Here is a 19,194-nt window from a genome sequence, read left to right as displayed (position 1 = left end):
ACCTTCTCAAAATATTCGTAATTGAATTTAATTATAGCGTCTGCCCTCTTTGTTTTCAAGCCTTATCGTACAATTGTTTCCAATATCTCCAATGATTTGAAGCGTTTTCCCAAATATTCATCCAGATACGCTTTCGTCAAATTCTTTAGTTCTCCAAGCACATCTTCTTTTACAACGAAAGTATATAATTTCTCAACCGGAGAACATACGATGTACTGCAATGTATATAATGTCGACGGAAGCAGCCGGATTCCATCGGAAATATGGCCGGCACACTGCGTACATATCACGCCGCCTCTCCGTATACTAAATACTTTTTCCCGCTCCTTATCCCCGCACATGATACATTCCATCACCTGCGGACCTTCCCCGTTCACGGTAATGGTCTTCAATTCGTAAATGCACCGTATCAGTTCATTCGGGATATGTATGTTCGTCAGTGCCCGGAGCGTCTGATACAGAAGCTTCAGCATCTCGGTCTCATCGTTCGCTTCTCTTGCATAATACCCGGCCAGATCCATAAAATAGAATCCGTAATAGGCACCTTCTACATCCGTACGCAATTCCTGGAAATAATTGGAAACAGAGGCCGACACCAGCGTATAAGATGTCCGCCCCTCATATACAGTAAACTCTCCAAATGAAAAAGGGCTCGTCACTCCCATCAGTGCACTGTTCGGTCTTCTTGCACCACGTGCGAATGCCGAGATTTTCCCTCTTTCTCTGGTCAGTATTACCACTCGTCTGTCATATTCACCTATCGGTGCTGCTGTCAGTATCATGCCAGTCAGTGTAATCTGATTTACCAATTGTATCTCCTTCTTTGTATCTGTTTATCGTCTCCTCACAGATACTCATACCTTTATAATACAGATAATCTTCTATCTTACCTGATGCGACGAATCTGTCCCAGTACTTTTCCATATGATCACCTCATCCTTTGCCAGGGCATATTTTTTAATGCTCTAAGATTAGGTTCTCCCATGGGCACTGCTTTTTATTCATCTTCGCGGTATCCAAAATTTTTCATCAAAAATTCACTGTCTCTCCAGTCTTTCTTTACTTTGACCCAAAGCTTGAGATTCACCTGCTGATCCAGCATTTTCTCAATCTCATAACGAGCAGTGCTTCCGATCTTTTTCAACATACTTCCTTTTTTACCAATAATAATCCCCTTGTGCGAATCACGTTCGCAGATAATGGTTGCATCAATGTGCATCACTTTATTTCTTACCTTCATGCTGTCGATGGCAACCGCGATACCGTGCGGAATCTCTTCCTGCAGGCAGTGCAGTGCTTTTTCACGGATCAGTTCTGCCACGATCTGACGCTCCGGCTGGTCTGTGATGGTATCTTCGTCATAGAACTGTGGTCCGTATGGAAGATATTTCATGATCACTTTTACAAGTTCATCGGTATTGTCTCCGTTTCTCGCAGATACCGGAACGATTTCTGCAAAGTCATAGACATCTTTGTACGCAGCGATGGCCGGAAGAACATCTTCCTTCTTTACACTGTCTATCTTATTGATGACCAGTACAACCGGTGTCGTTACTTTCTTAAGCTGGCTGATGATATGCTGTTCACCTGCTCCGATAAATGTTGTCGGCTCTACCAGCCAGAGCACCACGTCAACTTCATTCAATGTACGTTCTGCCACATTGACCATATACTCCCCAAGCTTGTTCTTTGCTTTATGGATTCCCGGTGTATCCACGAACACAATCTGACCGTCATCTGTTGTAAGTACGGTCTGGATACGGTTACGTGTCGTCTGTGGTTTATTCGATGTAATCGCGATCTTCTGTCCGATCAGCTGGTTCATCAAAGTTGATTTTCCAACGTTTGGACGACCGATCAATGTCACGAATCCTGATTTATAATCCTTTTTCATATTTTCTCCTGTTCTTTTATCTGTTGAAGACAACTAAAATGTCGTCACATTTTTAAACATATCTTTTGCTTCTTCTATCTTCTCTTCACTTCCGATCACGCAGACCTGTTCGGCTTTCATCACTGCCTCTACGACATCCGCCAGTTTCCGGATATCTTCCTGTCCTGCCTCAAGGATCTGCAGACGCTCTTTCTTGATTGTCTCTGCACTGACTTTATTCATGTACAGATTGAACGAACGGTCTCCTTTTGCAGACGGTGTCATCGGCTGGTCAATATTACTCATAGTTCCGATAATATATTTGTTCATGTCACGGTCACTGACAGTAAAGTTTCTCAGATAATCTGCGATGCCTTCATAGACTTCCATCGTTCTTTCCAGGTTCGGATCACGGTAAGATACAAAATATCCTTCTCCTGTACGGCTGAATCCACTCATACATCCATAAGCGCCGCCTTTGACACGGATATTCTGCCACAGGTAATCATAACTTAAGATCACCTTTAAGATCTGCAATGCACCCGTATAATCTGCCCCGTTATCAATAAAGTTGCCGACTCTTGCCACATACTGAACTTTGGAAGCAGTCTTGAATCCTTCATTCTTCATCTCACAGTGCAGTACGCATCTGGTATCTTCCACCGGATCTTCGAACATTGCTTTCTTCAGACCTTCTACCAGCTCTTCCATGCCGTTCAGGCCCTCTTTTGCAGCCGTGTAACTGATCATCATATTGTCTGCACGGAACAGCTTATGAGCCAGCATCTGAAGCTTCTGTACCAATACGTCTTTTTCTTCTTCAAAATGTTCCTCGATATAAGCGATCTTATCATAGAACTCGATACCGCTTGTCATGTCTTTTAACTTAGATGACGGAGATGCATAAGACATCGCACGAAGCACTGCTGTTGTATGTCCAGATGACTGGAATTTCATAAGAAGTCTTGACTTCTGCATCGCAAGAATCTCTCTGATTCTCTTGGTATCTCCCAGTTTCGAACGTGTCAGGATCTCCTCCATCATCCGGAATACGACTGGCAGCTTCTGATATAATGCCTTTCCTTTGATTTCAAATGTTGCTTTGAATTCTTTTTCTGGCACTTTGGAAATGTCTGTATACAGTTCCAGTGATGTTCCGATACCGCCGGTATGCACGTTGATCTCATTAAAGAGTTCTCCGTACTTATAATTCTCGGTATCAATGACTCCAAGTACTCCCTGCAGGATTCCGACATACGGAAGATCTGCTTCTTCCACACCTGACATATCGAATAACACATCCACGTATCCGATGCCATTTGTCTCAATCTCATGGTAAACTACCGGTACATCTGCGATTCTTTTTTCTTCATTGATGATCGGCTCAATCTCTTTTGAAATATCTTCTCTTGAAAGAACCGGGATCTTCTCAAGATTTTCTACTGCATCCGGTGCTGACTGATATGCCTCTAATGCATTGGAACGCTCTACCAGTTCTTTTCTTTCTTCTTCTGTAAGACTTCCTTTGTATGCCTGTAACTTCTCCTGAAGTTCTTTGTCCATTCTTGCAGTACGTCCTTTTTCCGGCTTGATCAGCACAATCGCACCGTGCGTATTCTCTAACAGATATTTGCGGATCAGTTCTTCATAATATCCTGTTCCAACCTGTGCCTTTAAGAACTCGAATGTATCCAGCGCTTCGATATGGATAAATGGTTTTTCGTCATCGTATAACCAGCTGTCCATAATCTGCAGTCCGTACATCAGTCCCTTCGGATAACCTCCGAAATCCGCCTCTCTGTAACGGAACTCATTATAATTGATTCCGGCTTCGAGAGCTTTCTTATCCATTCCATTTTCAACAATATCTTTTAATGTATCCTCGATTACTTTCACAAATGCTTCTTTCTGTTCTACATTCGCATTCTTTGCAATGACAGAAAAGATCGGCTGGTAAATTCCGTTGTCATACGATCCCATAATGTCTTTTCCGATCCCGGCATCCGTAAGTGCTCTCTTAAGCGGTGCTCCCGGTGCAGATAACAATGCATAATCCAATACTTCAAATGCCAGATACAGCTTCTCATCCAGGCTTGTTCCAATGACTTTATTGTAAGAAATGTAAGTATTATCCTCTTCTGATTCATCGCTTGCTATGGAATATGGCATCTCTTTTTCGATTACTTTATCAAATGGTTCCTGATAGCGGATCTTGGAATCTACCGGCGCATAGTTGAATTTGCTCAGATATTCCTGATCCAGCCAGTTTAATTTTTCTTCCATGTCCATATTTCCATACAGGTAAATGTAACTGTTTGACGGATGATAATATCTTCTGTGGAAATCCAGGAACTGCTCATACGTAAGTTCCGGAATCACTTCCGGATCCCCGCCAGATTCGTTCGCATATGAGGTATCCGGGAACAGTGTATTCAATACCACTCTGTCCAGCACACCTTCCGGTGAAGAGAATGCTCCCTTCATCTCATTATATACAACACCGTTGTAAGCCAGATCATCTTCCAGAGAATCCATCTTGTAGCTCCAGCCTTCCTGACGGAAGATCTCTTCATGCTGATAAATATTCGGATAGAATACCGCATCCATATATACATGCATCAGATTCTGGAAATCCTTATCATTACAGCTTGCTACCGGGTAAACCGTCTTATCCGGATAAGTCATTGCATTTAAAAATGTATTCAGTGAACCCTTTACCAGTTCTACGAACGGATCTTTCGCCGGGAAATTCTTAGATCCACACAGTACGGAATGTTCCATGATATGTGGTACTCCGGTACTGTCTGACGGCGGTGTACGGAATCCGATATTGAATACCTTGTTGTCATCATCATTTTCTATCAGTAAGATCCTTGCCCCGCTCTTCTTATGCTTTAACAGCATTCCGTGGGATTTGATCCCTTTTAAATCTTCTTCCTTTACTAATTCGTAAGCACTTAAGTCTTTTACACTCATGAATTTCTATGTTCTCCTTTCGTCTGCAATCTTCCATTTCCCCAAAGCAGAAGATTCTTCTGCCCCGCAATATATCTACTGGAATAATTGCCACTCATGCAAGATATTATAACACCTTTCTTATTATTCTGCACCTATCAAAAAAAGACTCCAAAGCAACTTTTGCGCCACATACTTTTATGCAAGGCAAAGAGTCTTTGAAGTCTCTGCTAATTTTAATTTTTTAACAAATCATTTATGAATGGCTTTCTGTTCTCTTCTTCATGAGCAGTAAAGCTGCTACCAGAAGTACCATACCGATCGGAAGACAGATCAATGCATTCTGAACAAATCCGGCAATTACATAAGTAATGCAGGAAACAACTGCAACGGTTGCCGCATACGGTAACTGTGTCGTTACATGGTTGACATGATTACACTGCGCTCCCGCGGATGCCATGATCGTTGTATCCGAAATAGGCGAACAATGATCTCCACATACAGCTCCCGCCATACAAGCTGAGATAGAGATGATCATCATAGTCTCGTTCGTTCCCTGGAATACCGCTACTACGATCGGGATCAGGATTCCGAATGTTCCCCATGATGTTCCAGTTGCAAATGCAAGGAAGCATCCTACGAGGAAGATAATTGCAGGCAGGAAGTTTAATAATCCTCCAGCTGCGGACTGCATAACATTAGCCACATACTCTGCTGCGCCAAGACTGTCTGTCATTGCTTTTAATGTCCATGCAAATGTCAGGATCAGGATTGCAGGTACCATAGCCTTAAATCCTTCCGGAACACATTCCATAGATTCACGGAACTTAAGTACTTTTCTAAGTGCATAGAATACAACCGTAACAACCAATGCGAAGAAACTTCCAAGCATCAGACCTACCGATGCATCACTTGCAGAAAATGCTTTAACAAAGCCTGTTCCACTAAAGAAGCCTCCTGTATAAAGCATACCGCAGATGCAGAAAATGATCAGGACCACTATCGGGAATACCAGATCGATCACTTTTCCCTTTTCTTCTACGATCTCATTCTCAGCATTTGCATATGGCCTGTCCGGTGTAGTATAGATATCACCCTTTACAGCATTATCTTCATGTAATTTCATCGGGCCATAATCAATCTTAAGCACTACGATCAAAACCATTGCAAGAATTGTGAGTAAAGCATAATAGTTATACGGAATCGCACGCATAAAAATAGAAAATCCATCTTCACCTTTTACAAATCCTGTTACAGCCGCTGCCCATGATGAGATTGGAGCAATGATACATACCGGTGCCGCTGTCGCATCGATCAGATACGCCAGTTTCGCACGTGATACATTGTGCTTATCTGTGATCGGACGCATAACACTTCCAACTGTCAGGCAGTTAAAATAATCATCAATAAAGATCAGGATTCCAAGCACGATCGTTGCAAGCTGTGCCCCAACTCTTGTCTTGATGTGAATACTAGCCCAACGCCCAAATGCTGCCGAACCTCCTGCATTATTCATCATGCAGACCATAATTCCAAGAATAACCAGGAATACCAGGATTCCCATATTATAGCTATCTGTCAGTACTCCTACGATTCCATCTTCAAATATATGCAATACTGCCTTTTCAAAATGGAAATTAGACCAGAAGATTCCTCCGATCGCAATTCCGACAAACAAGGAACTATACACTTCTTTCGTGATCAGTGCAAGACCAATTGCCACAATTGGGGGTACCAGTGCCCAGAATGATGAATACACCTTTGGTACATACTCTTTTCCTCCATCTGCCGCAAATACGGTAATTGCACCGCATGCAAAGATCATGAGGCAGGTGAGTACGGCAAAGAGTAATTTTTTTCTTTTTCTCATAACTCTCTCCTTCGTTTTTTTCCAAAAAAATACCATGAACAATTTCCTCTGCGTGGATTGCTCATGGCATATATCATCTTATAAGCAGGACGTCCGTATTTTCAGATCATTCAACACTTCATTTATGTCCTCTATATAACTCTAAATACAAATTACATAATTAAACTCTTATATCTTCTATATACTCCGATAGCGCTCCACTTACTGAAGTGACAGTCCGCAGCATATTCTGCTGCGTCCCAGGAAGTATATCTCGAATATAATAAGGGATGATATCTTCCTTCGGCAGTTTTCCCTTTCAGGCAGAAATGATTTCCCTTTATCTGTTGTTCTGCCTTACTGATGAAACCTGCGCCTCTATCTAGTCTCATTATTCATATAATAATATTTTTATCATCTTTGATCTATTTTGTCAATACAATATGGCAAATGCATGGCAACGCAAAACTCCCGCAGATCCTTTCGAATCTGCGGGAGTCATGATTTATACTATTCTATTGCTAATCAGATATGATTACTCCTCTACTTTGTAAAGGTCTGTCAGTTTTGACAGGTAATCGTATCTTTCCATAGCCTCTGCCTCATTCTTAGCGAAGAGTCTTGCAGCCTTTTCCGGATTAGCTCTCTTAAGAGCATTGTAACGAACTTCTCCGTCAAGGAATGCCTGGTAATCTTCTTCCTTAGGCTGTTTGCTGTCAAGAGTGAACTTGCTTCCCTTTTCAGCTGCAGGATTGAATCTGAAGTTGTTCCAGTATCCGCATTCTACTGCTAACTGTTCCTCTGTCTGAGCTTTGCTCATACCCTTCTTGATACCATGGTTGATACATGGAGCGTATGCGATGATCAGAGATGGTCCCGGATAAGCCTCAGCCTCTGCAATTGCTTTTACAGTCTGGTTGAAGTCTCCACCCATAGCGATCTGTGCAACGTATACATATCCATAGCTCATAGCCATGCTTGCAAGGTCTTTCTTCTTCGTCTCTTTTCCGCCTGCTGCGAACTGAGCTGTAGCACCAGTCTTAGTAGCCTTAGAAGACTGTCCACCTGTGTTAGAGTAAACTTCTGTATCGAATACCATGATGTTGATGTCTTCACCACTTGCTAATACGTGGTCAACTCCACCGAATCCGATATCGTAAGCCCATCCGTCACCACCGAAGATCCACTGAGATTTCTTAGCGAGGAAGTCTTTGTTCTTAACGATGTCTTTGCATGTATCGCAGTCACATCCGTCTAATGCTGCAACTAATTTATCTGTAGCATCTCCGTTTGTAATACCACATGCGAATGTATCGAGGTATTCCTGGCAAGCTGCCTTAACCTCTGCTGAAGCCTGCTCTGATGCTGCAACAGTTTCAACTTCTTCTTTCAGTCTCTTTCTGATTGCTTTCTGAGCAAGTAACATACCATATCCAAACTCTGCGTTGTCTTCGAACAGTGAGTTAGACCATGCAGGTCCCTGTCCCTTAGAGTTCATTGTGTATGGTGTAGACGGTGAAGAGTTACCCCAGATTGAAGAACATCCTGTTGCATTAGCGATGTACATTCTGTCACCAAATAACTGTGTGATCAGTTTTGCATAAGGTGTTTCTCCACAACCTGCACAAGCTCCTGAGAACTCAAGTAATGGCTGTTTGAACTGGCTTCCCTTAACTGTCTCTGGTTTGAATTTAGCAACAACTTCTGGTTTAACCTCGATCTCACGTCCGAAATCAAAGATATCCTGCTCTGCTGCATTTTCTTCCATGTTTGCCATAACAAGAGCTTTTTCACCCTTCTTACCTGGACATACATTTACACAAGATCCACATCCTGTACAGTCATAAGCTGATACAGTCATAGTGAATTTCATTCCCGGCATACCGATCATATCGATTGCTTTTGTTCCTTCTGGAGCTTTTGCAAGTTCATCCTCTGTAAGTGCTACCGGACGGATAACTGCATGTGGGCAAACGTATGCACAACGGTTACACTGGATACAGTTTTCTGACTGCCATACAGGGATATCTACTGCGATACCACGTTTCTCATATGCTGCACTACCTGATGGTGTAGATCCATCTGCATAGTCAGTAAATGTAGATACTGGCAGAGTATTTCCTTCCTGAGCATTAACCTTAGACTGGATGTTCTTAACGAATGCTACAACATCGTCTTTTCCACCCTTAACTTCCGGTGTAAATAATCCTTCGTCTTCACAAGATTTCCAAGATTCCGGAACTTCGATCTCAACTACCTGTTTAGCACCGGCATCGATAGCATCGTAGTTCATCTGTACGATCTTGTCACCTTTTCTTCCGTAAGTAGCTTTTGCAGCTTTCTTCATCAGATCGATTGCTTCTTCTTCCGGAATGATAGATGCCAGTTTGAAGAATGCTGACTGAAGGACTGTATTGATACGTCCGCCAAGTCCGATCTCTTTACCGATCTTGATACCATCAATTGTGTAGAACTTGATGTTGTGATCAGCGATGAATGCTTTTACCTGTCCTGGTAAATGTTTCTCAAGACCTTCCATGTCCCAAGAGCAGTTCAGAAGGAATGTTCCTCCGTCAACTAATTCCTGAACCATGTTGTATTTGTTTACATAAGATGGGTTGTGACATGCTACAAAGTTAGCCTTGTGGATCAGGTAAGTAGATTTGATTGGCTTCTTACCGAAACGCAGGTGAGACATTGTAACACCACCAGACTTCTTAGAGTCATAGTCGAAGTAAGCCTGTGCATACATGTCAGTATTGTCACCGATGATCTTGATAGAGTTCTTGTTAGCTCCTACAGTACCGTCAGCTCCAAGTCCCCAGAACTTACAGTTGATTGTTCCTTCTGGTGTTGTAACCAGTGGTGCACCAACTTCAAGTGAAAGATTTGTAACATCATCGTTGATACCGATTGTGAATCTTTCTTTGTCTGCGTTGTTGAATACTGCAACGATCTGTGCAGGTGTTGTATCTTTAGATCCTAATCCGTAACGTCCGCCGTTAACCGGTACTGCGTCGAACTTAGATCCCTTTAATGCAGAAACAACATCCAGGAATAATGGCTCTCCCTGAGCTCCTGGTTCTTTTGTTCTGTCAAGTACGTTGATGTATTTTACTGTGTCAGGAATTGCATCAATTAATGCCTGTGCACAGAATGGTCTGTAAAGACGAACCTTAACAACACCAACTTTTTCCCCAGCTGCTGTTAAGTAATCGATTGTCTCTTCGATTGTGTCACATACAGAACCCATAGCAATGATAACTTTCTCTGCGTCTGCTGCTCCGTAGTAGTTGAAGAGTTTGTAATCTGTTCCGATCTTCTCGTTAACTTTGTCCATGTACTCCTGTACGATAGCCGGCATAGCATCGTAGTATGGGTTACATGCTTCTCTTGCCTGGAAGAAAATGTCCGGGTTCTGAGCTGAACCTCTCTGGCATGGGTGATTTGGATTCAGTGCATGATTTCTGAATGCATCGATTGCGTCCATATCTACCAGATCTTTCAGATCTTCGTAATCCCATGTCTCAATCTTCTGAATCTCGTGTGATGTACGGAATCCATCGAAGAAGTTGATAAATGGAAGTTTTCCTTTTAATGCTGCGCAGTGTGCAACTGGTGTTAAGTCCATAACTTCCTGTACGCTGGATTCGCAAAGCATTGCTGCACCAGTCTGACGACAGGCGTAAACATCAGAGTGATCTCCGAAGATATTCAGTGCGTGGCTTGCAAGCGCACGAGCGGATACGTTAAATACTCCAGGAAGCTGTTCTCCTGCTACTTTATATAAGTTAGGAATCATTAACAGAAGTCCCTGTGATGCTGTAAATGTTGTTGTCAGAGCACCAGCAGAAAGAGATCCGTGTACTGCTCCTGCAGCACCAGCTTCTGACTGCATCTCTGTTACCTGAACAGTCTGTCCAAATATGTTCTTTCTTCCTTCTGTAGCCCATTCATCTACATGTTCCGGCATAACGGATGATGGTGTAATAGGGTAAATTGCTGCAACTTCTGTATATGCATATGAAGCATGAGCTGCGGCCTGGTTACCATCCATGGTCTTCATTTTTCTTGCCATTTTCGTTGTTCCTCCTTGATAATAGTACAAATCATATATTGACGTGTATGGTTTTATTATATCTCCTGTATCATCAAAAGTCTAGCGATTCCGACTGTTATTTTGTTCATTTTTTGGTACAAATACAGATTCTCGTATCATTTTGTCGGCATATTTGCCCATAAAACTGAGAATAAATCCCAAATTCATTTGGAAAGAATATGCTTAATAAGCACATACATCACAATCGCAAATGCAAATAAATACCCAATCGCACCAATTGCCGGGATTCCGCAGATCTTCGGGCTCATATTGGTAGTGCAGATAATGCTTGAACTGATCAGCAATGCCATCACCCACAATCCCATTACCACATTCCGCACCAGACGCCTCAGTAACTGTGCCAGATCGTTGGATGCATGCAGATCCAGGTTGACTCTTGTCTGACCTTTCATCAGACCATGCAGTGCATCCGCTGCAAGTCCCGGGACTTCTACTGCTTTATGCATCGAACGGTAAAGATTCTTTCCTGCATGTTTTAATTCTTTTTTCCAATTCAGATCTTTCCACATACTCTCTGAAATATGTCTGGATGCGATCTCGATCATATTAATCTGTGGAGCAATGTCTGCAAGCACGCCTTCCATGTTAGTCAATCCTCTTGCCAGCATCGTCAGACCATGCGGCATACGGATCTTATTTTCCTTCATCACTTCCATAAGATCCATCATCACTTCTGCAACATCGATCTCTCCCATATCCAAGGACCCATACTTCGACATCAATTCACTGATATCTTCATACAATACGCTCTGATCTGGTTTCTCTTTAAATTCACCCAGTGCCATGACTGCTTCCTGGATCATGCCGATATCATTTCCTGCAATGCCGCGGATTGCTTTTCCGATCAGTTCTTTATCCCGTTCGGTCAGTCTTCCCATCATTCCCATATCGATCCATACAATCTTGCCATCCTGGATCTTTACATTTCCCGGGTGGGGATCTGCATGGAAGAAACCGTCTTCCATCACCTGTTTGATATAATTATCGATCAGCTTGATCCCGATCTCTTCCAGATCGTATCCGCCTGCCAGAAGTTTCTCTTTATCATCGATCGCAGGCCCTTCGATGTATTCCATGACCAGCACATGCATGGTTGTATATTCCTGATATAGTTTCGGTGTTCTTACATATACAACATCCGCATTCCGTCTGGCAAACTCTTCCATATTCGATGCTTCGGTGAGAAAATTCATCTCTTCCCGTGTCACATTCCAAAGTTCATCCAGTACCTGGTCGAAGTCAGCCATTCCTTTCAGACTGATCGGCGGCATCAGTTTTACTGCCTTCCGAAGGAGTCCGATATCTCTTGCCATAATTTCATAAATGCCTGTTCGTTGAACCTTGATAACAACCTGTTCACCGCTGAGCAGTTCTGCTCTGTGGACCTGTGCAATGGATGCCGATCCCAGTGGTGTATCGGAAATAAATGCAAATATTTCATTCCACGGACAACCATATGCCTGTTCGATCACTTCTTTTACTTCCGGAAATTCCATCGGAGTTACTTCTGAACGCAGACACATCAGTTCATCACAATACCTTTTCGGTAAAATGTCTGAATGCAGTGACATAATCTGACCGATTTTAATATAAGTAGGCCCCAGATCCTCCAGTATCATCCGGAGTTTCTGAGGCGTAATTCCCCTGGTGATTCCATATTTATGAAGTACGGATGTAATCTCCTTTAACCTGGTACGGTATTCTTTGGATTCTCCCTTACTCATGAACCTGTTCCTCTTTAAATATCTTCGTTCTCAGCTGTCTCTTCTTCCGCTGCTTTCTCTGCCGCATCTTCGCATACGGATTCGTCTGCCACATCTTCTACCGTCTCTGCAGCTTCAAATTCTTCCTGTTTTTTCTCCATCTCATCAATTCTCTGTTTCAACAATGCCATCTGTTCCGGAGTCATCTTATCCAAAAGCTCATCCAGTTCTTCCGGTGAAGATGTTTTTACTTTTACATTCACTTTTTCTTTTACTGTCGACTTGATGTTATGCTTAAGTTCTTCATTCAGTGCTTTGCCCTGTTCAACAGTCAACTCACCCTTTTTCACCATCTCATCCAGAAGTTCTTTTGATTTCTCTCCTGTGACTGCAACTGCTCCGATTCCTGCAAGTAATACTTTCTTTAATCCGCTTCCTAATTTTTCCATAGGTCGTTCTCCTTTCGATGTCTATATAGACAGGCTTTCCAAAAGCTTTGGAATAAATATGATCATCCCTGCAATTGCTGCCATGATTGCCGCGATCAGTACTGCTCCTGCTGCAGCATCTTTTGCAAGCTTTGCAAGCGGCTTTCTCTCTTCCGTGACCAGATCGACCACTGCTTCCACTGCCGTATTCACCATTTCCAATGCCATGACCAGACCAAACAATATCAGGCAGATACACCACTCTACCGGTGTAATATGAAATACGAATCCTGCGATCACCACACAAACCATTGCCACACAATGAATCTTCATATTCCGTTCCTTCGTTACCACTGCAAATATTCCGGCAAATGCATAACCGAAGCTTTTATACAATGGATCTTTCTTTTGTTTCTTCATTTTTGCACCTGTCCTTTGTTTTCTTACATTTTAACACATTTTGCACAAATTTACACAAACATTGTATGTATTTTGTTTTATTTTAGAAATAATACGGACTTTTAAAGAAAAGTATGACCTTTTATAAATTCTGCATCCAGCATAATTTTTCTATCAAAATAAGAGGACAAAAATAAATACAGGGATTCTGCTTCTTATACCAAAATCCCTGTATTTTATCACCATATGCTCTACAGAACTTATATTCTATTATACATTCTCTGCATTCATTCCTTTGAGAATTCTCTGATTCTTCTCTTCCACATTCAGTTTTTCCGTAAATGCTTTCGTTTCTTTTACTATGACTTTGCTGAGTGCAAGCAAGGCTATCAGATTCGGGATTGCCATCAATGCATTGAAGATATCTGCGATATTCCATACTGCCGCAACCGTCATATATGGTCCGATGAATACACATATAATATAAAGCCATCTATACGCTCTTACAGCTTTCATATTCTTATTAAACAGATATTCCAGGCATCGTTCTCCGTAATAATCCCATCCAAGAATCGTTGTAAATGCAAAAAATACCAGACAAATCATCAATGCAAAGGATGCCACAACCGGCGGGAACGGAAGTCCCTTCTGGAAGGCCGCTGTCGTAATTTCCACACCTTCCAGTCCCGTATTCCATGTTCCTGTAATGACAATAGAAAGTCCTGTCATCGTACAGATTACGATCGTATCAATAAATGTACCGGTCATTGACACCAGTCCCTGTCTTGCAGGTTCTTTGGTCTGTGCTGCAGCCGCTGCGATCGGTGCGCTTCCAAGTCCGGATTCATTCGAGAAGATTCCTCTGGCAATACCTTTCTGCATTGCTACGATCATACTTCCCATTGCACCACCGGCCAGTGCGCTTCCGGTAAATGCAGATTTTACAATTGTTACAATAGCTGCCGGAATTGCGGTAATATTTGTCACCATGATAATGACTGCCAATACTACATACAGAACCGCCATGAACGGAACGACGATCTCAGATACTTTTGCAATTCTCTTGATTCCACCTAATACAACCATTCCGACACATACCGTCAGTACCAGACAGGATATTACAGTTGCCCATGAATAATCATTTCCAAACAATGCTACTGTATGTGCCATGTTCGGATCAAAAAAGTTACGGACTGCAGATGAGATACCATTCACCTGTGTAAATGTACCGATTCCGAATAATCCAACCCCTGCTCCAAAGAATGCAAATATCTTTGCAAGCCATCTGAACTTTACACCCATTCCATTCTCAATGTAATAGAATGGTCCGCCAAGTACATGCCCGTCTTCATCGATCGTACGGTATTTTACTGCCAGAAGACCTTCTGAATACTTTGTTGCCATTCCTAAAAATGCTGTCAGGATCATCCAGAATAACGCTCCCGGTCCACCTGCAGAAATTGCAGTTGCCACACCGACGATATTACCGGTACCGATTGTTGCCGATAATGCGGTACAAAGAGCTCCAAAGCTGGTTACTTCTCCGTGTCCATCTTCTTCATTTTTCACCATGAATTTTAACGCTTTTCCAAGATACCTTACCTGAAGAAGGCCCAAGCGCACAGTCAGAAAAATTCCTGTGACCAGAATTAAGATGATTAACGGAAGTCCCCATACGACTCCGTCAAACCATGTAATAAAAGTGTCAATACGTCCAAAAATTCCCATAATTCATTCCTCCATCCTTTTGCCTGAGAGATTTGCAGATCTGTTTTCTGCTTACACCTTCGGCGCTTTTCATTTCATTACGAAAAGACTCTCCTGAGTTTTTTATGATAACGTAATCGCATTGCAGCAAATTCGTCAAAGTAATTGTCATTATTTTGAGAATAAATCCTCACCCAAATCGCTTTAGCACGTCTTTGCTTTAGCACGATGTAGGATAGCTTATCATGAATCTTTACATATAGCAAGATATTTTATAATTAAAAATGCAGGCAGCATTTATAAGTTATAATTATAATTCCTGTCTGCATCTGTATTTTTATCCTTTTCCGACTGCCTTTCAGAATCCGAAATCTGCATAATCTTCCGGCAAAAAACGGTGATAGATCATATGACCCCCTTCGTCCTTAAAGCAGTAATAGTATTCGTCCTCATTTTCTTCCGGAAATCTTACCCAAAAGTCAAATTCTCCGTTGTGCATATCTCCCACCCTGATATCTTTTGCCTCTTTCTGAAATATCGCAAGGATATCTTCTTTTTTGATTCCGTGATTCATCATCAGCTCCACCAGCTTTTTGATGAATTCATTTTCTGCCGTATGTTCATGTACATAGACACTTCCCTGTTCCGGAATATGCAGGCAGAATCTGTCTTTTTTGTGCGTTACACAGATATCTCCGAGTTTTTTCTTTACTTCTTCCGGGAACTGTTCCAGACGTGTCTGCATCTCATCCACATCGTCATCCGCCTCAAAGAAATGATTGAGGGAAATCAATGGATAATACAAACGGATCTCTTCTTTTCGAAATCCAAGTTTTGCCTGTTCTTCTTTTATAATATCGATCAAATTTTTTTCCAAACGTTTAAATCCCATTTCTGTTCTACGTGCTCCTTTTATTTCTCATATATTCAGCTTTCCTGTTCCATGTCTCTTAATTGACAAGCCCATTTCCAATACATTATACTACATTTATAATATTTACTGTATTTTAACATCAGATTTTTAAGGAGGAAATTTATCATGATCATCAAACATGGACTTGTGGTAGATCCTGCATCTAGTCTGTCCGAGCATATGGATATACTGGTGAAGAACGGAAAAATTGCAAGAATCGCACCTGAAATTTCAGAAGATTCCGAGGAGATTCTAGAAGCCGGAGGACTCGTTGTCGGACCGGGACTCATCGATACACATGTACATTTCCGTGATCCGGGATTTACATATAAAGAAGATATCCATACAGGAGCAAAGGCATCTGCAAAAGGCGGGTTTACTACTGTAATCTGTATGGCAAATACATCCCCTACGGTCGACAATACAGACACCCTCAAAGATAATCTTGCACGTGCTTCCAAAGAAGATATCCGTATCTTCCAGGCTGCTGCAATCTCCCGTTCATTAAAGGGCCAGGACGAAGTAGACATGCTTGCATTAAAAGAAGCCGGGGCATGCGGATTTACCGATGACGGCATCCCTCTTCTGAATGCTGAGTTCTGCTATCAGGCGATGAAAAATGCCGCAAAGTTAAACGTTCCGATCAGTCTTCACGAAGAAGACCCGGCTTTTATCCGCAACAATGGGATCAATCATGGCAAAGTATCCGATGCACTCGGCATCTACGGTTCTCCATCCATTGCCGAAGAAGCACTGGTGGCAAGAGACTGTCTTCTGGCGCTCCGTTCCGGTGCAGATGTTGTAATCCAGCATATCAGTTCCGGTGTATCGATTGATCTGATCCGTACATACAAAAAACTGGGGGCAAAATTACACGCTGAGGCAACACCGCACCACTTCTCCTTAACAGAAGACGCTGTTTTGGAACATGGCACGCTGGCAAAGATGAATCCGCCGCTTCGTACGGAAAATGACCGCCAGCAGATTATTGCAGGACTCGCTGATGGAACTATTGACCTGATTGCTACGGATCATGCCCCACACAGCACAGAAGAAAAATCCAAACCGATCACAGAAGCCCCAAGCGGCATTATCGGTCTCGAGACCTCCCTTGCACTCGGTATCACCAACCTTGTAAAGCCCGGATATCTGACCATGATACAACTTCTGGAAAAAATGACAGTGAACCCGGCAAAGCTATACCATCTGCCTTACGGAACAATTCAGGAAGGTGCAGATGCAGACTTTGTTATATTTGACCCTGATGAAACATGGATCCCGAAAGAATATGCTTCCAAATCATCAAACTCACCATTTACCGGAGAGGAACTTACCGGTAAGGTGAAATATACGATCTGCGGAGGAAACATCGTATATTCTGATATAAAATAAGCTTGGTATTTAATTTATTAACTGGAGAAACGGCCTCTCAGTCCTTGACGGAAACAATAGATAAGGCTTCTTGTTCAGGTTCCATACCATAAGAAACACTAAGAGAGTCAGAATCACCTAAAAGCAAAGGAACTACGCTCAAACTCGGCGTTCGCCTCAAACACGTTCGCTTCGTTCCTTTAACGGTGCTTCTGACTCTCTAACTGTTTCTAACGGCATTCCACATTCACAATAATCCTTATCTATTGTTTCCTTCAAGTCGTGACTGGCAGCGAATGTTAATAAATAAAATGCCCGGAAGTGTAACCCGGTGAAGGCCACTACGGTTACGCACTTGCCATTTAGTACCATAAAAGTGTAGTTGTTAGAGAGGAATTAACTCTAACATCTACACTTATTTTATTATAATAAGGGAAGTAGTTGGTATGACATATTGCCATTAGGATTTTCACATCCGTGAATGAAACCGTCAGCCATCCCCTTATTATAAACATTCATTTAAGCAGGTTGAAACTCGCAGGAGCTTTCGCGTAACGAACTAAACTGAATCATAATAAGTGTAGATGGGATAAACAACTGCAATTCTATAAAAAGAAAAGGAGTATATTATGATCAGCGTAGGAATTGATGTATCAAAAGGGAAAAGTACAGTATGTATTTTGAAACCATATGGAGAGATTGTTAGTAAGCCTTTCAATATTACCCATACCCAAAAGGATTTAAGCGAATTATCTTCCATGCTTTTCAGACTAAATGATGAAGTCAAAATCGTTATGGAAGCAACCGGAATTTATCATCTTCCAGTTCTTACATATTTACAGGAAAAAGGATTTTTTGTTTCTGTAATTAATCCGTATCTTATGAAAAGTTATCGTAACGAAAGTCTGCGAAAAGCCAAAACCGACAAGATTGATTCCCGTATCATTGCTAATTATGGAATTGATCATTGGTTTAAAATGAAAGAATTTCAAATTTCTGGAGTGATTTATGAAGAGTTGAAGTTGCTTGGACAGCAATATCGGCATTATATGAAGCTTCATCTTTTATCTCTCGCTGAATTGACCCATCTTTTAGATTTGACCATGCCTGGAATAAAGAATCTTCTTGCAAGTTGGAATGAAACAAATCGGAAAGATAAAAGAAGTGATTTTGTGGAACGTTTTTGGCATTATGATGTAATAACATCTATGTCTGAACAGGAATTTACTGAAAAGTATATACTTTGGGCAAAAGAAAAGAAATACGTCCCAAGCCAGGAAAAAGCCAAAGTTATATACACCCTGGCTCAGGAAAGTATTCCCACATTACCTTCAGAAACCTCATCGGTCAAAATGCTGGTGACTGAAGCAGTTCGGGTGCTCAAGGAAGTTGATGCAACCCTTGGTCTAATTTTATCACGGATGCAGGAAATAGCCAAGACTTTGCCAGAATATTCGGTTGTAAGAGAAATGGGTGGAGTGGGAAATACATTAGCCCCAAAGTTAATTGCAGAAATAGGAGATGTTCGCAGATTTCGCAACGGGAAGGCATTGGTTGCATTCGCAGGAATTGATCCACCACCGTATGAATCTGGCCAATTTGTAGGTTGTAATAGGAAAATCTCGAAACGTGGTTCAGCATCATTGCGCAAAGTAGGATACGAAACAATGAGAAGTTTAAAAATGCGTTCCAGGCCAGAAGATCCGGTTTACCGATATGTTGTAAAAAAGGAATCAGAAGGTAAAAGTAAAAAATCAGCAAAGATAGCCGGATTAAATAAGTTTTTACGCATTTATTATGCTCGAGTAACCGAACTATATAAAAATATATAATCTTATATAAAATAAATAATTTTTTAGACTGCCAATCAGACAGT

Annotated in this window: 13 protein-coding genes and 2 riboswitches; of the genes, 2 read left to right on the top strand and 11 right to left on the bottom strand. The window is 41.8% G+C overall.

What is annotated here, in order from left to right; all coding sequences use genetic code 11:
* Positions 1-62 precede the first annotated feature (62 nt).
* The 11 genes from recO to NQ508_RS03540 form a co-directional block, all read right to left on the bottom strand.
* Positions 63-782: a DNA repair protein RecO gene (gene recO / locus NQ508_RS03590; RefSeq protein ID WP_006426361.1), complete on the bottom strand. Its 720-nt coding sequence runs from the start codon at positions 780-782 to the stop codon at positions 63-65.
* Positions 754-924: a hypothetical protein gene (locus NQ508_RS03585; protein ID WP_006426362.1), complete on the bottom strand. Its 171-nt coding sequence runs from the start codon at positions 922-924 to the stop codon at positions 754-756. Before NQ508_RS03585 ends, recO begins: the two co-directional genes overlap by 29 nt.
* 73 nt (positions 925-997) lie before the next feature.
* A complete protein-coding gene (era, locus tag NQ508_RS03580) occupies positions 998-1,894 on the bottom strand; it encodes a GTPase Era (protein ID WP_006426363.1) in 897 nt (298 codons plus the stop codon).
* A 33-nt stretch (positions 1,895-1,927) separates the two neighbouring features.
* Positions 1,928-4,849 carry an insulinase family protein gene (locus NQ508_RS03575; protein WP_006426364.1) on the bottom strand — a complete coding sequence of 974 codons (2,922 nt, stop codon included), beginning with the start codon at positions 4,847-4,849 and terminating at the stop codon, positions 1,928-1,930.
* Positions 4,850-5,084: 235 nt separating this feature from the next.
* Positions 5,085-6,698, bottom strand: a complete 1,614-nt coding sequence (locus tag NQ508_RS03570) for a Na+/H+ antiporter NhaC family protein (protein WP_155115953.1) — start codon at positions 6,696-6,698, stop codon at positions 5,085-5,087.
* Positions 6,699-6,880: 182 nt separating this feature from the next.
* Positions 6,881-7,066: riboswitch (Lysine riboswitch) on the bottom strand.
* Between the two features lie 146 nt (positions 7,067-7,212).
* Positions 7,213-10,755 carry a pyruvate:ferredoxin (flavodoxin) oxidoreductase gene (gene nifJ / locus NQ508_RS03565; RefSeq protein ID WP_006426368.1) on the bottom strand — a complete coding sequence of 1,181 codons (3,543 nt, stop codon included), beginning with the start codon at positions 10,753-10,755 and terminating at the stop codon, positions 7,213-7,215.
* Positions 10,756-10,940: 185 nt separating this feature from the next.
* Positions 10,941-12,521 (bottom strand): ABC1 kinase family protein, encoded by a 1,581-nt coding sequence (locus NQ508_RS03560; protein WP_006426369.1) that lies wholly within the window; start codon positions 12,519-12,521, stop codon positions 10,941-10,943.
* Between the two features lie 14 nt (positions 12,522-12,535).
* Complete coding sequence (locus NQ508_RS03555) at positions 12,536-12,949, bottom strand: phasin family protein (RefSeq protein ID WP_006426370.1); 414 nt, start codon at positions 12,947-12,949, stop codon at positions 12,536-12,538.
* A 21-nt stretch (positions 12,950-12,970) separates the two neighbouring features.
* Positions 12,971-13,348: a diacylglycerol kinase gene (locus NQ508_RS03550; protein WP_006426372.1), complete on the bottom strand. Its 378-nt coding sequence runs from the start codon at positions 13,346-13,348 to the stop codon at positions 12,971-12,973.
* Positions 13,349-13,597: 249 nt separating this feature from the next.
* Complete coding sequence (locus tag NQ508_RS03545; RefSeq protein ID WP_006426373.1) at positions 13,598-15,055, bottom strand: alanine/glycine:cation symporter family protein; 1,458 nt, start codon at positions 15,053-15,055, stop codon at positions 13,598-13,600.
* Between the two features lies 1 nt (position 15,056).
* A riboswitch (glycine riboswitch) is annotated at positions 15,057-15,161 on the bottom strand.
* 231 nt (positions 15,162-15,392) lie between these two features.
* Entirely contained in the window at positions 15,393-15,926 is a 534-nt protein-coding gene (locus NQ508_RS03540) for a DUF3877 family protein (RefSeq protein ID WP_006426375.1), read from the bottom strand.
* A 147-nt stretch (positions 15,927-16,073) separates the two neighbouring features.
* Here NQ508_RS03540 and NQ508_RS03535 point away from each other — a divergent pair, with 147 nt between their 5' ends.
* A complete protein-coding gene (locus NQ508_RS03535; RefSeq protein WP_006426378.1) occupies positions 16,074-17,339 on the top strand; it encodes a dihydroorotase in 1,266 nt (421 codons plus the stop codon).
* A 608-nt stretch (positions 17,340-17,947) separates the two neighbouring features.
* On the top strand, positions 17,948-19,150 hold the full coding sequence (locus tag NQ508_RS03530; protein WP_006426109.1) for an IS110 family RNA-guided transposase: 1,203 nt from the start codon (positions 17,948-17,950) through the stop codon (positions 19,148-19,150).
* Positions 19,151-19,194 lie beyond the last annotated feature (44 nt).

The organism is Dorea longicatena, from assembly GCF_025150085.1.
In the GTDB taxonomy this organism is placed as follows: domain Bacteria; phylum Bacillota; class Clostridia; order Lachnospirales; family Lachnospiraceae; genus Dorea_A; species Dorea_A longicatena.
Note: the sequence above shows the minus strand (reverse complement) of the source record. Positions and strands in the feature narration are given on the sequence as shown.

Excerpts from the sequence above, each read along its gene's own strand:
- NQ508_RS03535 (WP_006426378.1), top strand. The coding sequence starts at position 16,074 with ATGATCATCAAACATGGACTTGTGGTAGATCCTGCATCTAGTCTGTCC.
- NQ508_RS03555 (WP_006426370.1), bottom strand. The coding sequence starts at position 12,949 with ATGGAAAAATTAGGAAGCGGATTAAAGAAAGTATTACTTGCAGGAATC.
- NQ508_RS03570 (WP_155115953.1), bottom strand. The coding sequence starts at position 6,698 with ATGAGAAAAAGAAAAAAATTACTCTTTGCCGTACTCACCTGCCTCATG.
- NQ508_RS03560 (WP_006426369.1), bottom strand. The coding sequence starts at position 12,521 with ATGAGTAAGGGAGAATCCAAAGAATACCGTACCAGGTTAAAGGAGATT.
- era (WP_006426363.1), bottom strand. The coding sequence starts at position 1,894 with ATGAAAAAGGATTATAAATCAGGATTCGTGACATTGATCGGTCGTCCA.
- recO (WP_006426361.1), bottom strand. The coding sequence starts at position 782 with ATGATACTGACAGCAGCACCGATAGGTGAATATGACAGACGAGTGGTA.
- NQ508_RS03545 (WP_006426373.1), bottom strand. The coding sequence starts at position 15,055 with ATGGGAATTTTTGGACGTATTGACACTTTTATTACATGGTTTGACGGA.
- NQ508_RS03530 (WP_006426109.1), top strand. The coding sequence starts at position 17,948 with ATGATCAGCGTAGGAATTGATGTATCAAAAGGGAAAAGTACAGTATGT.
- NQ508_RS03550 (WP_006426372.1), bottom strand. The coding sequence starts at position 13,348 with ATGAAGAAACAAAAGAAAGATCCATTGTATAAAAGCTTCGGTTATGCA.
- NQ508_RS03540 (WP_006426375.1), bottom strand. The coding sequence starts at position 15,926 with ATGGGATTTAAACGTTTGGAAAAAAATTTGATCGATATTATAAAAGAA.
- nifJ (WP_006426368.1), bottom strand. The coding sequence starts at position 10,755 with ATGGCAAGAAAAATGAAGACCATGGATGGTAACCAGGCCGCAGCTCAT.
- NQ508_RS03575 (WP_006426364.1), bottom strand. The coding sequence starts at position 4,849 with ATGAGTGTAAAAGACTTAAGTGCTTACGAATTAGTAAAGGAAGAAGAT.
- NQ508_RS03585 (WP_006426362.1), bottom strand. The coding sequence starts at position 924 with ATGGAAAAGTACTGGGACAGATTCGTCGCATCAGGTAAGATAGAAGAT.